Source organism: Arthrobacter sulfonylureivorans (assembly GCF_022637435.1).
Classification (GTDB): domain Bacteria; phylum Actinomycetota; class Actinomycetes; order Actinomycetales; family Micrococcaceae; genus Crystallibacter; species Crystallibacter sulfonylureivorans.
In genome coordinates this window covers 1,484,300-1,499,557 of sequence record NZ_CP093326.1, presented here as the reverse complement: position 1 = coordinate 1,499,557, position 15,258 = coordinate 1,484,300, and the positions used below count along the sequence as shown (strand labels likewise).

Genomic DNA, 15,258 nt, shown 5'->3' with positions numbered 1-15,258 from the left:
CTCACCGCGCCGGCTGCACCACCATCGACCTGGACAGGAGACCCCGCAGATGCCAACAGCGCCCCCTACCCGGTGCACCACCCCCGGCTGCCACCAGCTGGCCACCCGCAAGGGCCGCTGTGACGCCCACCCCTCCAGCGGCTGGATAGACCGCCCCCGACCCCAAGACCGCGACCGCTCCACCACTCGGCGCAACCAGACCACCGCCAGCGAATGGCAGCGGACCCGATCCCGGGTCCTCCGAGACCACCACAACACCTGCCATGTATGCGGTCTACCCGGTGCCGATCAGGTAGACCACATCATCCCGATAGGCCTGGGCGGCGCACGGAAAGACCCAGCCAACCTGGCCCCCATTCACGCCGAGCCCTGCCACAGGAACAAGACGGCGAAGGAGCTAACCGAGATGCGGCGCAACGCAACAGCCCAACAAAGAGCCATGCAAAGTGAAGCGAACGAAAGCGAAACGAACTGATGACGAAGCAATCGCATGACATAGGCAAACGAAAGCAACGAACGAACAAGATCGAAGCTGAACGACGCAAGCGGCTTCGACTTGAACGCGGTGCGCTGCTTCCGCGGCGACCAAAGCGTGACGATGAAGCTCGCCGCGACGGACGGCCCGTCGCGGCGAGCTACAGGCTCGCGGACGCTGGAGCCCGCCGCACCCCCAGCGAGGGGTAGGGGAAGCTGCCGCCGGCCACTAACCGCATGCCTACCCCGGTAGGGGGGTCGAAATCCCAGCGGCCGGGTCGATCTTTCACGGCGACGGTAAGAAAATGTGCGCCACCGCGAAAATGGAAGGACCCCTAGGGGGGTCATGATTTTGGAAGGAAGACCTTTGACCAGCTATCCACTTGGAGCCACCGGCGGTCAATGCTCATGCTGTGGCCAAGGAATCGAGCCATGGCAGAGGTATTGTCGCCGCAAGTGTAGGGAGCAGGCGCGGCGGGAGCGACGGCAGAAGTCCAAGCCGTGCCGGATATGCTTCCAGCCCTCAACTTCGATTAAGCGGGGACGCGGGGGCGGCCCACGTTGTGCACTACACGTCAACACCACGGCTCGGTAGCGGTCCTTGGGCATGACCAGACCGTGTGACTTCGATACGTCAAGATAGAACAGTCATGATAGGAGGTACGGTCGTTCAATCAAGACCGGGGACTGGTGGCGCGTCAAGTAAGAATTACTTGTCCCCGCTGGGCCGAGGGTTTTTGAATCACTCATCTATTCGTCCGGCAATCAAACAGGATTTGCATACCTTAGATACCAAAGTTGCGTCTGTTATTTGCGGACCGGCTCTGAGTTCCTCCCCAAAGAAGCTGATGGTAGCGTCACGCAAGGGTTGCACAGGGTAATGATTTTCTTCAGACTCAACGTATTGTAAAAAAGGTCGTTACCAGCACTCAGCAGAAAACGCTCATGTGCCAGCGGGCCGAAGCTCTTGCATTAGAGAATCCAGACGACACAATTCCTCTATCATACTTTTCGCCGTTGCACACATTTGCGGAGATGGCACAAAACTACCGTTAGCGTCAAAATGCGTAGAAACAAACGGGATGTTTACGGACTCTAGCACCGGGACAGCTTTCACTGACAGGAATACCGGCTTCAACGCTTGGACCGCGCGCGTGCCGGCACTGACGCCACCGTAGCTGACGAAGCCAACTGCCTTATTTCGCCATTCTACGTGCAGGTAGTCGATGGCGTTTTTCACCGCCGAGTTATAACTGTGATTATATTCAGGGATCACAAAAACGAAAGCGTCCCCGCGGCTAACAATGGCGCTCCACTCCTTTGTGTGTTGGTGTACGTAGCGGCCAGAAGCAGGATGTTCTGGTTCGTTGAGCACCGGCAAGTCAATTTGACCAAGATCCACGACCTCGACTTTAGACGTGAGATCTAGCTGCGCAAATTCAGCGAACCATCTGCCTATCTTTGCTCCGACTCTGCCAGGTCTAGTGCTGCAGATAATTACTTGGAGGGTCCCGAGCTGCATGCTTCTCCTTGTTTTTGGTAATTCGACAAGAGGTGCCGTTCTTACTTATTTAGACTTGCCGCGAGGGTCGAGGCCCCGACAACGCGCAATCCCGAGGTCTGCAAGGCTGTTTCGAGGAAACGCTGAACAACGCCTTGCCTCTCATCGTCCACAAAGGACACGAAGGGATGAAGAGTAACAGTCATAAGGCCCGCGTCTGCCACTACTTCCTTGAGCGTCTCTTCCCACGTCTCAAGCATTTGCGCTGGTGATCGACCCCCGTCAGGGTGCATGGTGTACTGCCAATAGTCGTTCCCTGTCCAATGCCATGGCACGACTGCGAGCCCGCTCTCCAGAGCATGGGCCCGGAGGAGGTCCCCTTCCGTCCCCGGCTCAATGCTGCTGTCGTACTCGTACCCTAGTTCAACCAACAGTTCCTCCGTGCGGGAGCCTCGGTATCCTCCCGGCGCACGGAAACCCTTAGGATTCGCCCCAGCCATTCGGAGTGCAGCATTACCATCCCAAAGCAGCACCTCTTGTTGTTCGTCGCTCAGCTCTGCCCAGCGCTCGTGGACCCACCCATGGAGGGCTACTTCGTGCCCATGCTCGAGCATCGCCGCGATAGCAGACGGATGATGAATTCCATTCCATCCTTCGACGAAGAATGTTGCAGAAAGTCCTAGTGACTTGAACAGTGAGAGAGCTCGCGGCAAACCGAGCGCTAGCCCAGGCTCACATGGATCAGGGCGAAAAGCGCGCCCACGACCTATAGCGAGGGCGTTGCCAAGATTGTCAACTGTTAGACATAGCGTTCCCTGCATGAATTCAAACCCTCACTCCGGGGCCAGAAACGAAAGTATTGGTCATCTCGCCGACACCTTCGACCCAACTTGTAACGCGGTCTCCCGGAAGAAGAAACTGAGCCGGGGTCCGAGTAGATCCAATACCCGATGGTGTACCAGTAAAAATGACGTCACCGGGCATGAGCGGCAACATTTCAGATAAGTAGGCGATCAGTTCAGGAATAGAAAATATGAGATCGTCGGTACATCCATCTTGCTTGATTACATCGTTCACGGAGCATCCTAGGCGAATGGAATTCGGGTTCGAGAACTCCTCGGGTGAAACAAGTACAGGCCCAATGGGAGCGTATCCAGGATGCGATTTACCAAGCGAGTGTTGGGGGGCGTTTCTCGGTCGCTTTTGTGTATCCCGATCCGAAATATCCTGACCAATAGTGAGGCCGGCGACATACGACCATGCGTCTTCGGGGCTGACTCGCCGCGCTCTCTGGCCAATGACCACCACTAACTCGACCTCCCAATCTACGCTCGCCCCAGTCAATTCGACCGCGGAGCCGGGCCCAGAAATTGAGCTCGGAAACTTGGTGAAGACGACCGGAACTTCTGGAACCTGCCAACCAGCTTCTTCGGCATGGCTGCGATAGTTCAAGCCGATGCAGAATGACTGGGAGGGGAAAGGAGAGACAGCTTCCAGACTATCCCATTTTATTAGCCCGGCGCCATCAAAAGATGTTGTAGATGCCCACTGGCGAAACTCTGACCAGTCGGCATACAAGGCCATAATATCTTTGCTAAAGCGACCTTCGCTGGCTATTTCAATATCAATTCCCAAGGCGCCATTCACAAGCACGGCCCTACCACTCTGGTTCGCGATTCGCAATTCGCAACTACCTTTCAATCACTTGGATAAATTCGCCGCGCTTAGAGCGCAGGACGCCTGCAAAAAATCGCGATCGAGAATGTCATTGCAACACCCCACAAACCCTGGGCAACGTGACACTTATCCAACCCTGTTCGACCACTGATTTGAGCAACTTTTGCAAGCCCCAGAAAGAAATCAAGCCGGAGAGATTTCTATATCAACGCAACTCCTGAACCGCATTTCACGCCGAGGGTGGAGGCATGCGGCACCGAAGATCCGTCATTCAACCCAAAGCTTCGTTGTCAATTCTCTTTTGCTGATCGACCTTGGAACGCCGTTACCGTGAAACAGTACCGGCGTTCCAAGATCCTTCTCTTCAGGTAAAGCTGAGGTTAGCCCAGCTTGCCCGCATGCTTATCAGCTACCCATGCCTCCATAGTCTCGAACCCCTGTCTCCGGTCCTCGTCGTTGAGCTGGCGCGTCTGGTACGTAATTTCAACGCGCTGTCCGTTTGGGTCAAAGAGGTACAGCGAATAAAACAGGCCGTCATGATCAACTTCTCCTGCGACCACAACGCCAGATTCCTTAAGGTGCCGGTGCCATGCTCGGAGTTCCTCATGTGAGTCGACCGCAAGGGCCAAGTGCTTGGTCCAGGACGGCACCCCGTCATCGACAGGTTCAATGCCAGAGGCAAGCTCGAAGAAGGCAATACACGATCCGTCCTTGAATGAGTAAAAGGCGTGCAGGTACTCAGGAGCCACCTCCCCCGTGCTCATTTGATGCTCGTCTCCTCTGAGGGCTGCCTTGAATTCGCAACCCATAACACCCGTCCAAAAGGCATGGGTGGCTTCCATATCCTTTGTCGCGATCGCATAGTGATTTATGCTCTGAAGACTGAGTGTTCCAATATTCGTCAAAGTCATCGATCTTTCCTTTCAATGTCTACTCGCGCTAAGAGTCTGTGATTAATGGATTCTGAGCATCTCGTTCCGGTTGGTCAAGCTTGTCGTTACTCAAGGATCCGCTTCAGTGTTTCGCGCCAGGCAGGATAGTCATTTTGAAGAGCCTCGATGGTGACAACGTGGGCCTCTTTCAAACCATCCATCTTGGGTGCGTTAGGCATTGTTCCAGGTCGACCGGTTTCTTTGAGACTGATCGTCTGCGCTTCCGGAGTGAAAAGCCATGCGAGGAACAGTTTCGCTCCTGCTTGATTAGGGGATTCCTTGAACAAGGCAACGGCGTCCCTGATCGCCATATTGCCTTCCTCCAGGAAAGCAAAGGCCAAGGGAGCTCCCTTCTTCTTTGCACCGTTATACACGACGTAGGGACCGGTTGTGTACAGGTCAATTTCTCCAGATATGAGGGCTTGGACCGTGTTAGCTGAGGACGGGAAGTAGCTCGGTTCCTGTGCGGCAAGTCCTTCGAGCCACGTCTCGTCAATAATGCCTAGATTATTTGCTTCAGTTGTGGCCATTGGAAAACCACCGGAAGTGGTCGGAGGCGTATTTCCAACCCTTCCCTTGAAAGAGGGGTCGGTAAGGTCCTTCCACGATGAGGGCGCCTCTTCGGCTGAAACGCGATCGGTATTGTAGATCGGCCCTTGAATATTTAAGGCAGGAGTAATCCACATATCATCCAAACCTATGTAGATCGGGTCGATTCCACTCATCGTCTCTGGGACATACTGCTCGAGCCAGCCGTTGTCGCGGAACTTGAGCAGTTCACCCTCACCTAGATTGGTGAAGTCAGCCGAAATTCCTCCTGTAGCAATTTCAGAGTTGAGACGCGTGTCGAGTTCCGGTCCGAAAAGGGGGACCAACTCGACCTCAATTTCCGGAAAGTACTCATTGAAAGCCTCAACCCATGGTTCAAATGCAGCCGGATTAGGAACGTATCCTAAGATATCTGTCTGCCCCTTATCCAAAGCGTCTTGGTAAAGTGAGGATAGGTATTCCGAATGCTCCCCTTGAAAGTCGGTCTTCGGGCGGGCATCTGCAACGCCACTGCCACAGCCGGCGATCGTCAATGCCGTGACAGACAGCACAGCGCTTGCAACCAGCGTATATCGCTTCATAATATTTCCCTTCGAGTAAGTGCGTTGGAGGATCTTTGGTTAGAAAACGAGTGAACGGCTCGGATCGATGCGGACAGCAACACGGTCACCTGGGCGTACGGCGACATCAAGTAGCTCAAGCGGTTGGCGGATCAGGACTTTGCTACCCCCTACAGCTACTTCGGCTTCAATGGCGTGACGAATCTGCACCAGAGAAGTGAGTTCACCGAAGAGAGCGTCTTGGTCGTTTTGAGGCATCAAGCGGGCACCGCTCGCACGAAAAGCAAGTACACCGTTCTTGTTGTCATTACCGTGGGGATTACCGACTGTGAATTCAGTAGTCAAATCTGAATCTGTAAGCCTGACAACAGCCGTCTTATTGCGACTACGTATGATATTCACATCCAGGAAGTTCTCGAATCCAACGAACTCTGCCGTAGACCGAACTTGGGGACGTTCCAAAACCTCGTCCGGTGTCCCAATCTCCGAAATAACGCCTTCGTGCAACATCGCAATTCGATCCGCCATCACAGCCGCTTCCTCCTGATCGTGGGTGACCAGAATTGTTGTCAGTCCCATGCGGTTGTGGAGCGCTCGGAGCTCACGGCGGAGACGAACACGCAGTGCGGCGTCCAGATTCGATAAGGGCTCGTCCAGCAATAGTGCGGTTGGTTCACTGGCTAGGGCCCGAGCGAGGGCGACACGTTGTTGCTGGCCGCCCGATAATTGCGCCGGGCTACGTGAGAGCGTCGCATCTACTCCTACAAATTCTGCCAAGTCCTTCACACGTTGCCGGCGGTCCTCTCCCCTGACGCCTCGTTCTTTCAAGGGGTAGGCGATGTTTTGTTCTATTGTCATATGCGGCCACAGGGCATAGTGCTGGAAGACCATCCCCAGTCCCCGCTTTTCGGGGGGGACCATGATCCGCGATTCGCGGTCAACAACGAGTTGCTTGCCGACTACGATTTTCCCTGCATCGGGCACATCAAGGCCTGCGATGGTGCGCAGCAAGGTGGTCTTTCCACAACCGCTTGGACCTAGGAAGCAAATCAGTTCCCCTGGGCGAATGGACAGCGATACGTCTCGCAAAACAGGAATTCCATTCGTAAAAGACTTCGACACACCGGCAACTTCAATTCCACCCTCACAAGAGACGGGAATCCGTTTGTCGTCCGAGGTGTTTGTCGGAACAGTAATCGTCATTTTGCATTGCCTATCTGGGCGGAGTGAACAAGACGTTTCTGACGGTGCTGGTACGCCCTAAAAGTCAGGGCGACTATGCAGACAACAAGTAGGAGGCAAGCCAAATAGAGACAATAGGCCGCGGCAGATTCCGCCACTTCACCGCGCCCGTACATGGCGTAGGTGAGTGTCGTGATTGTCTGATTGCCGGTACTTTGCAGCATCATGGGGATATCCAAACGCCCTGACATCATCAGCCCCACGAGCAGCCATCCGGAGAGAATGCTCGGCAAGCAGAGTCGCGCTGTGATAGTCAACACTGACTTTGTCTTAGAAGCACCCGAGATTCGGGCAGCCTCCTCAAGCTCAGTTCTGATTTGGACCACGCTGCCCTCGATGGCCCTGGCGGCGATTGGAAGCGTTGCGACAATCAGCGCAAGCATCATCATCCAGGGCGTTCCGAATAATTCCCTAAGACCCGGCGTATACAGGTACATCCAGAGCAGTGAGATGCTCAAGACGATGCCGGGTGCAGTCGCAGGCACCCATGTCCCAATCTTGAACAGCAGTGCAGTCTTCGTACCCCGGTAGCGATGTATGACGTATGCGAGAGTAAATGACAGAAGCGCGCTCACTGCCCCGCCGAGAACAGCGATGAAGAGCGTTGCGGTGATCGCTCCCTGCATTCGACGGTTGCTTGCGGCTTCGACGTAGTGGGCGAGAGTCCAGGTTTCGTATCCCCCGAAATAGCTCTGAAAACTCCCTATCACGATCTGTGCAAGGGGCAGCACCAAGGCTACGGCGAAAAAACCCAGCAAGATGACGTTCAAGGAGCCCCTCACCGCAGATGGTAATGAAAGAGGAGCGTGCTGTCGGGTTTTCCCTCCGACTGTGGTGAAGTCGCGGGTCCCGAGGATCCTTGCCTGTAGCACCAATAGCAGGGCAACGACAACCACAAAGACGAGCGACAAGGCGGTGGCAGAGGCGTAGTCGGGGGACAGATCCGAGTCTAGATATCCGTAAATGAACACGGACAATGGCTCGATTCCTACAGGTCGGCCCAGCATTGCTGGAATCTCGAACGTTTCAAGCCCAGCGACAAAGAGAAGGGCACCCGTCGCACTGAGGGCCGGAATAAGACTGGGGAGAGTGATTTGCCTGAAAGCTTTCAGTCGCGGGACGCCGCACATTACAGCTGCATCCTCGACGCCTGGGTCAAGGTTGCGGATTGGTCCAATGAGCAGCAAGTACGCCAAACCCGTGACCTTGACAGCAGTCACCAGAACCAGTCCTGGCCAACCCATGATGTTCAGATACTGCGTCACTTCTGACATCCCGATGGCCTTTAGACCCTGTGAAATGATGCCCCCTTCGCTACTTCCCAGCATGCTCCACGCGAGTACATAGAACAGGTTGGGGACGACAGCGAGCGTAACCATCATGGGAGTAATAATCTTCCGAAATCTCACGTCTGTTCGAACATTTAGGATTGCGAATCCAGTAGCCGCAACTAGCGAGATAACGGTAGTAAGGCCGGAATACAGAACAGAACTTCCCAGAGCTCCCCATATTCCTGTGTCGGCAGCGATAGTCTGAAACCCAGAAAGTGTCCAGACAGCGTTTGGAGTGAGCGGTGACGACCGAAATGCTCCGATAGCAAGCATTACGAGCGGCCCTATCAGGAAGTACAGGACCAAGAAAATTCCGACGTACCTAGTAGCAGCTCTAACAACACGGAGTGGGGTGGGATGGCTGGGGTCGTATCCCGGCCCTCGTCGATTGCGGTGCACCCCAGGTTTTTGCTGTTGCCCCCGTTGTGAACGGTCGGTAGTAAGTGTCATAGACCCCCCTCAGAATTTTGATGCTACGTGACGTACACTACAGTCTGCCGAGATAATGTCAACGCTTGGATCTATTTTGTTGCCGATAACATCCTGCTGTGGCAGACTCAGCGGTGATGTGAGTCACTCCGCATCAACGAGTCTGAATGAGAGGAAAACATGACGAACGTAGCTGTCATCGGAGCCGCTGGAAAAGCCGGCCGAGCGATCGTGTCGGAAGGATTGCACCGTGGCTTCAAGATGAAGTCTCTCGTGCGAAATCCAGAACGGTCCGACGTACTAAGTGATTCGGACTTTTGTGATGCTGCCCAAGGAGACACTGTGGCTTCGGCCGTGTCCGGTGCAGATGTCGTTGTAGTAGCCATTTCCCCCGTTCCCGGTGACGAGAAATCGCTTGCTAATGCTGTTGAAGAAGTTCTGACTGGAGCAGACAAGGCCGGCGTAAGTCGGATGATCATGGTCGGCGGGGCAGGAACGCTTCAGATCCATTCAGGTGCGTTGCTGATGGAATCCGAAGCATTCCCGGAGGCAGCATTGCCAACAGCGACAGCTCACCGGTTTGCACTTGACGCCTTGCGCGCGTCCGCCACTGATGTGGATTGGGTCTACATCAGCCCTGCTGCCGTCTTCCTCCCAGAGGGCCCGATGACTGGGGAATATCAAGTGGGCGACGACATGCTGCTTTTGGATTCAGAGGGGAAAAGCCAGATTTCATATCAGGACTTCGCGCGGGCCCTCATGGATGAAGTAGAGAACCCGAAACACCATCGCACCCGTTTCACTGTGGCGTGGGCATGACCAAAACTACCAGTACAGAAGCGAGATTGATCCAATGTCTTTAGAAAAGTCGACCGTGGGCCCCTCCGAACTTCCGCCTTTGGCGCTGGGCTCATGGCACATTTTCGACCGCATCTTCTTCGACGACGCGGCAGAACTAGTCCATGAAGCAGCGCGCAATGGAGCCTGCATGTTTGACGTGGGGACCTACGATGGGCACTCCCCGCGAGGTAGGTCTCTTTCCCATACAGACATAATTTTCGGTCAAGCACTTAGACGCGCAGGCCTACCTCGTGAGGACTACCTGCTCCAAGCAAAGGTCTGGCTGTGGGCCTTCCCGCAGCGAGACAACAAAGATCAGGTGAAGAACACGCTCGATCGCGTAGGAGTTGATGCCTTCGACATACTCTCCCTAGGCCCGTCCGGTGGTGATATTGACATGCCCCGGCTTCTCGATAGCCTGGCCGAGATCATCGATGAAGGCCTTGCCGGCGGATGGGGGGTCACTGGATGGTCAGCTCGCGACATCCTGGAGGCAGACGAGCTCGCCGTTGCCCGTGGCCTTCCCCGCCCCCAGTTGACCCAGCTTAAATACGGTGTGGCGCGTCGCGCCGTTGGAGAAGGTCGCCCATACGCAGAGGTCTTCGAACGCACTCAAGTCAGGCTTCAGGCCTCGGATATTCTGGAAGGCGGAGTCCTAATTGGGCGCTCTCCCGAACGTGTCATAGGCGGAGACAATGGGGAATTGCGCTCCGAAATTCAAAAGAATTTTCCTCGGCTGGCATATGCCTCTGAAAAAATTGGGGTTTCCCCAGCTGTACTCGCAATCGCTTTCGCCTTCACACACCCGCATACTGCCAATGTTTTGCTTGGCATCAGCAATCTTTCACAGCTCGACGATGCGATAGCAGGGCAAAAACTCGCGGCAACGCGACCTGATGAAGTGCGCGCTGCAGTAGAAGGGCTGCAAGTCGACGGAGACGGCCGTGTTGACCCCGCCGCTTGGTCCTAGTTGGTTCACCAGTTCGAACTAAGCGTCATCACTAGGGGTGGTGTGCTCCTAACGGAGAGCATGCCACCCCTAGTGTGATCCTGAGATGACCGCCAGCACTTACAGAAGGCGCACTTACGGTCGATCAGATCGCTTGTTACCGAGTTCCCGTCATGAAAGCGACGGTACTCATGGTCGCCCCTAATTCCCCATCAAGTACGCTGGCCGATCGACGGGATGGGATACCGACGCACTCATAGAAACGAAAACGACGAAAATGACTAGCATCGTCCGTTCTTTAAGCCTCGCACGCGAGGATTTAGACAACGCCTTTATCTCGACAATCGAAGAAGATTTATGGATCTATCAAGAAAGTGTCGGACAGCTTGCAGGCATTCCATTTGCATGTAAGGACAACATCAACACGTCTGCGCTCCCGACGACCGGAGGCACCCCTGCCCTGGCGAAGGCACGTCCGCAATTCAACCACCCAGTGGTTGAGCGCCTACAGGCCGCTGGGGCAACTCTTATTGGTAAAACCAATCTCCACGAACTAGCATTTGGGATAACCAGCGACAATGCTGGATATGGTCCTGTACGAAACCCACATGATCCGACTCGTTCTGCAGGGGGATCATCCGGCGGGTCGGCAGCCGCCGTGGCTTCCGGAATAGTTCCTTTCGCGCTCGCCACAGACACCGGCGGGTCGGCAAGGATTCCAGCTTCGTGGTGCGGTGTCGTCGGGTTTCGGCCTTCCATGAAGCGCTGGGGCTCCGGGAACGCGGTGCCTCTGTCGGCGTCTCGCGACACCTTAGGTGTAATCGCCCGAGATGTCAGCTGGATTGCGAAGGTAGATGCTATTGTGACGGCAGAGCCATTGGGATCGGGATCAGAAAAACCATTCCGCCTTGGCGTTCCTAAACAATACCTGGAAGGAATGTCCCCTGAAGTCGAAGAAAACTGGCTGAAAGCGTTACAACGGATTAAGACTTCTGGTATTTCCATAGTCCCAGTGTCCTTAACTAACGTTTTAGTCAGTCAGGCTGGCTCAGGGTCAGACCTCGTCCGCTATGAACTTCGCCGAGACCTTCCCACTTACCTGATGAGCCTGCCAGTTCCTATCTCTGTTGAAGATGTCATCGACGCCATAGCCTCAAAAGATGTAGATAATTTAGTTCGGTCGACTTTCGAGAACCCCATTTCTGAAGAACGTTACCTGGAATGTCTGTCCGCCCGAAGGCTTAGCCAACAGGCATACAACCATCTCTTCGCGGCGGTATCGATCGATGCCCTTATTTACCCGACTTGCGTACTGGGCCCATCGCCTTTAGGAGAGGACTCCGCGCCCCTCTTTCCGACAGTTACTCAAAACACTGAATCGGGTTCCTTCGCAGGGTTACCTTCTATCTCGATCCCATACCCGTCCCGGCAGCAATGGCCCGTCGGTATATCATTGGAGGCTCTGCCCTACAACGATTCTCAGCTGTTGAGATTGGCTCTGCATGTCGAACAGGTACTGAACCATAGTACGGTCTGAGCGACGTCAGCACGCCATAACAGCTTCGACGAGGAGGAGACGGAACGAAAAGTTCGCCGAGCCCTCTCAATGATTGTGGCCGAGCCATTCCCTCAGATGTTTCGCCTGTCAGGTGCCTCGTAGGGCGGCTTCTGCAATTACGTGCGCCCCGGCCGAGATTTGTCGGGGGCGGCATCGGGTCTGGCAGGCGGCAAGGGATCGCCGATGCGGGCACATCGGGAAGCAGACTGCGGGAGGCCGGCCGTGACCCGGATGCCCTAACTCTGCGCCTCGTGGATGCAGCACAGGTACCAAGCGCAACTGCGCGCCCGGGCGCCCTGCGCCGGGCGTACAAGCCCGCTGGCGACCCTACAGCGAAGGTTCGGAGCACATTTGTTGGCCCGACACGGGGCTTGCAGAGGTCTTAACCGCCCTGGATTGGACCGAAACCATTATCGGCACCGGTGCTGCCGAGATCCTACTGCAGCAGCCCGGAGCATAACTTTCCTGGTCTTGCACTTCCCGCGGCGAAACCCTACCGGGGTCGACCAGCTCGCGCAGAGGTAGAGTGTACCTAAATTCAGTCTTGCGGTCCTTGACTCTTGAAAAGGACAAAGTCTGGCGGGCTGCGCCAGGAGTGCCAATGTTTGAGCTGCTCCCTATGTCGTTTACTCTGCCTTAACACCAAGTTGCTTCTGGCTCTGTTCCCATTGCTGGAGTAGGTGATGCGTAGTTTCCCTGTAGTGACGCGCCAAGAGGTCACCAGCCCGGTCGGCGTCCCGTTCAAGCACGGCTGCTACGATCTCACGATGTTCGTCCTCTACGTCCCGTGCACCGAGTTCAGGTCCAATCTGAAGGCGACAAATATCGAACATGGCAGCTAGCTTGCGGCAGAAGTCTTGCAAGGCAGGTACCGATGCGTTCGAAATCAGTACCCAATGAAATTCGGCGTGGAGGCGCGCCCATTCCTGGTTCAGCATACGGTCATCATCCGAGGCTCTTCTTGGTTCGCGGGACATCCTGTGATGCGCGGCAATCAACCGAGCTTCCCAGTCAACATCCCCCTTATCAACGGATTTTTTCAGTGCATAGGTTTCGACGAGACATCTTACTTCCGTAAGCTCCGGCAATTCGGAGGGACTGAACTCAGCCACTCGAAATCCCCGTCCGGGTATGAGTTCCAACAGCCCCTCACCCACCAAAGTGGACAAAACCTCACGAATAACAGTTTTACTTACCTCTAGCCGGTCACTAAGTGCGCCCAGCTGGATCCATCGCCCCGGTTCGAGTTGACCGCTGAAAACCAGCTGTCTGATTGAGGAGTACACGTCCGACGACAGACTCCGGCTCTCTCCATTAACGATTTTGCCCACGGTTGGCCTCCAGGAGGAAAAGTTGCTGAAATAGATCGGTTTCAACAGATTATCCTGGCTGCCACTTCCCTTGCAAGGATGCTAGGAGGCGCCCGGGCAATCCGGAGGCCTAAAATATCTTTTCCTTGCTAGTACTAGCGAGGTGCGATGGTCCTGTACGCTCCCCCAAAGAAGACAAGCGGGTCTGTCCCTTCCGGCAATTCGGACCATGCAGACACCTTCGCAAGCACAAGGTCGTGGTCGCCCGCAGGCACTATCGACTCGAGCTCGCAGTCTAACCACCCGATCGACCCAGCTGCCACGGGCTGATCTACAGGATGCAACCAGTGATCGCGAAATTCCTCGCGGGGATCCTGGCGGCGGGCGTACTGGGCACTTATGTCCTGTTGATTGTGGGCTAGAAAGGAGACCCCGAAACGCTTGCTCTGCCTAATTCGGGCCCACGTTGCACTCTCCTTCGCGGGACAAAAAGCCACTAGCTTTGGATTCAGTGATACGGAGGTGAACGAATTCACAGTCATGGCAGAGATACCCTCTGCTGTCTCCGTCGAGATCAACACTACGCCTGTCGCAAACTGGCCAAGCAGGTTTCGGTACTCCCGGTTGTCCGACTTTCGTGCTGGCTCCAGGACCCTATCCTGAACTTTCATGGGGGCATTCCTTTCGGTCGAGAACGACTGAGGCTCGTACCGGCTAAAACAGTTCCGCGGGGATCGTGAACCCAAGCCCCAACAGTCCGCGACCTGCCTGCTCCATAATCGGATCCACGGTCAATGTGGCGTGGTTCAGCAAGACGTTAACGTCTCGCTGAATTCGCTGGAGCGGGTTCGAGAGGCGCTGGGCATTGCCTCCCGACCCCGTCATGATGAGACGAAGAGCCTCCGCAGATGCTTCTCCACAGAGAGCAAGCGATAGCCTGTAGCGGGCTCTTTCGCTGTCCGTCAGAGTCGAGGGCCTACGCTCATACGATGCTGAAACAACTCGGACCGCTTCCTCCCAATGGAGCCGGGCGGTGATCAACAGCCCAGAGATACGTGCGAAACGGGCTTGAGCCAACGGTGCGTCCGCTTGGCGGCTCTCCGTAGTGTGCTTGACCTTTCGCACCAACATTCGTTCGCGGAAAAGCTCGGCCGCATATTCGGTTGCCCCAAGAGTTGCCGCCGGTGCCACCATATTCAAAAGCGTGGCTATGGGCACGTGGACGATCGTTTCTGGATGGATGTGGCTACCGGGATTATCCGCAGCGCCCAACAGTGCCCAGTCGAGCGTTCGGTACTCAGGGACGAAGAAGTTCTCCGCAACTATGTCGTTGCTGCCTGTACCTCTGAGACCCGAAGTGTGCCAAACATCCAACAATTCGACATCCGAGAGCGGCACGAGGCATTGCAGACGCATGTCCTTGTACTGTGCCGCGAGTAAAACCCATTCGGAGTGCATTACCCCAGATGCAAAGCTCCATCGGCCGGAGATGGAGTATCCCCCCGAAACCTTTTCTGCCACCCCAACCGGAGAGCCTGTTGCGGCAGCCAGAGGAGTCGGGCCCTTCGCGAATACCTCGTCCTGCACTTTCTGGGGCCAGCGTGCAAGCATCCAGACATGCTCGACAAGGTATCCCACGCTCCACGCGGTAGAGGGGCAACCACGCGCCAACCTGCGGACGACTTGCACGTAGGTTTCGAGCCCCATGCCGTACCCCCCGACAGATTTGGGCGCCAGCATTTGAAAAACACCGGCTTCCTTTAGTTCGTCGATCGTTTCATCCGGAATGCGTCGAATCCGCTCCGTCTCCTCCGAGCGCTCCCTCAATCGGGGAACGATCGCGTCCACGCGGGCAATCATTTCTTCATGGGTGGGTGTAGCAACCAAAGCTTCAGTGCTCATAGCG

General features: G+C 55.5%; 14 protein-coding genes. 4 read left to right on the top strand and 10 right to left on the bottom strand.

All coding sequences use genetic code 11. The features are described from left to right. The first annotated feature begins 49 nt into the window (after positions 1–49). Positions 50–475 carry an HNH endonuclease gene (locus tag MNQ99_RS19180; RefSeq protein WP_422387505.1) on the top strand — a complete coding sequence of 142 codons (426 nt, stop codon included), beginning with the start codon at positions 50–52 and terminating at the stop codon, positions 473–475. Positions 476–1,417: 942 nt separating this feature from the next. On the opposite strand, the gene MNQ99_RS07185 is transcribed toward MNQ99_RS19180, so the two are convergent. From MNQ99_RS07185 to MNQ99_RS07160, 7 genes are all read right to left on the bottom strand, one after another. After that, positions 1,418–1,996 carry an NADPH-dependent FMN reductase gene (locus tag MNQ99_RS07185; protein WP_241914950.1) on the bottom strand — a complete coding sequence of 193 codons (579 nt, stop codon included), beginning with the start codon at positions 1,994–1,996 and terminating at the stop codon, positions 1,418–1,420. A 41-nt stretch (positions 1,997–2,037) separates the two neighbouring features. Then, positions 2,038–2,796 (bottom strand): polysaccharide deacetylase family protein, encoded by a 759-nt coding sequence (locus MNQ99_RS19175; protein ID WP_422387504.1) that lies wholly within the window; start codon positions 2,794–2,796, stop codon positions 2,038–2,040. 4 nt (positions 2,797–2,800) lie between these two features. Then, positions 2,801–3,610: a fumarylacetoacetate hydrolase family protein gene (locus MNQ99_RS07180; protein WP_241914949.1), complete on the bottom strand. Its 810-nt coding sequence runs from the start codon at positions 3,608–3,610 to the stop codon at positions 2,801–2,803. Positions 3,611–4,032: 422 nt separating this feature from the next. Beyond that, positions 4,033–4,563 (bottom strand): VOC family protein, encoded by a 531-nt coding sequence (locus tag MNQ99_RS07175; RefSeq protein ID WP_241914948.1) that lies wholly within the window; start codon positions 4,561–4,563, stop codon positions 4,033–4,035. Positions 4,564–4,649: 86 nt separating this feature from the next. Further along, on the bottom strand, positions 4,650–5,714 hold the full coding sequence (locus tag MNQ99_RS07170) for an ABC transporter substrate-binding protein (RefSeq protein WP_241914947.1): 1,065 nt from the start codon (positions 5,712–5,714) through the stop codon (positions 4,650–4,652). A gap of 39 nt (positions 5,715–5,753) precedes the next feature. Then, positions 5,754–6,896, bottom strand: a complete 1,143-nt coding sequence (locus MNQ99_RS07165; protein ID WP_241914946.1) for an ABC transporter ATP-binding protein — start codon at positions 6,894–6,896, stop codon at positions 5,754–5,756. Further along, the gene (locus tag MNQ99_RS07160; RefSeq protein ID WP_277883623.1) at positions 6,893–8,539 is read right to left on the bottom strand and encodes an ABC transporter permease; all 1,647 of its coding nucleotides are present in this window, start codon (positions 8,537–8,539) and stop codon (positions 6,893–6,895) included. The genes MNQ99_RS07165 and MNQ99_RS07160 overlap by 4 nt, the downstream gene beginning before the upstream one ends. Positions 8,540–8,875: 336 nt before the next feature. Here MNQ99_RS07160 and MNQ99_RS07155 point away from each other — a divergent pair, with 336 nt between their 5' ends. The 3 genes from MNQ99_RS07155 to MNQ99_RS07145 all read left to right on the top strand — a co-directional run bounded on the left by MNQ99_RS07155 (position 8,876) and on the right by MNQ99_RS07145 (position 12,021). After that, on the top strand, positions 8,876–9,514 hold the full coding sequence (locus MNQ99_RS07155; RefSeq protein WP_241914944.1) for an NAD(P)-dependent oxidoreductase: 639 nt from the start codon (positions 8,876–8,878) through the stop codon (positions 9,512–9,514). A gap of 34 nt (positions 9,515–9,548) precedes the next feature. Continuing rightward, positions 9,549–10,505, top strand: coding sequence for an aldo/keto reductase (locus tag MNQ99_RS07150; protein ID WP_241914943.1), 957 nt, complete (start codon positions 9,549–9,551; stop codon positions 10,503–10,505). Positions 10,506–10,761: 256 nt separating this feature from the next. Next, positions 10,762–12,021: an amidase family protein gene (locus MNQ99_RS07145; RefSeq protein ID WP_241914942.1), complete on the top strand. Its 1,260-nt coding sequence runs from the start codon at positions 10,762–10,764 to the stop codon at positions 12,019–12,021. A gap of 647 nt (positions 12,022–12,668) precedes the next feature. On the opposite strand, the gene MNQ99_RS07140 is transcribed toward MNQ99_RS07145, so the two are convergent. The 3 genes from MNQ99_RS07140 to MNQ99_RS07135 all read right to left on the bottom strand — a co-directional run bounded on the left by MNQ99_RS07140 (position 12,669) and on the right by MNQ99_RS07135 (position 15,254). Further along, on the bottom strand, positions 12,669–13,373 hold the full coding sequence (locus MNQ99_RS07140; RefSeq protein WP_241914941.1) for a GntR family transcriptional regulator: 705 nt from the start codon (positions 13,371–13,373) through the stop codon (positions 12,669–12,671). A gap of 134 nt (positions 13,374–13,507) precedes the next feature. Continuing rightward, positions 13,508–14,023 (bottom strand): flavin reductase family protein, encoded by a 516-nt coding sequence (locus MNQ99_RS19170; protein WP_422387503.1) that lies wholly within the window; start codon positions 14,021–14,023, stop codon positions 13,508–13,510. A 43-nt stretch (positions 14,024–14,066) separates the two neighbouring features. Further along, positions 14,067–15,254, bottom strand: coding sequence for an acyl-CoA dehydrogenase family protein (locus MNQ99_RS07135; RefSeq protein WP_241914940.1), 1,188 nt, complete (start codon positions 15,252–15,254; stop codon positions 14,067–14,069). Between the last annotated feature and the right edge of the window lie 4 nt (positions 15,255–15,258).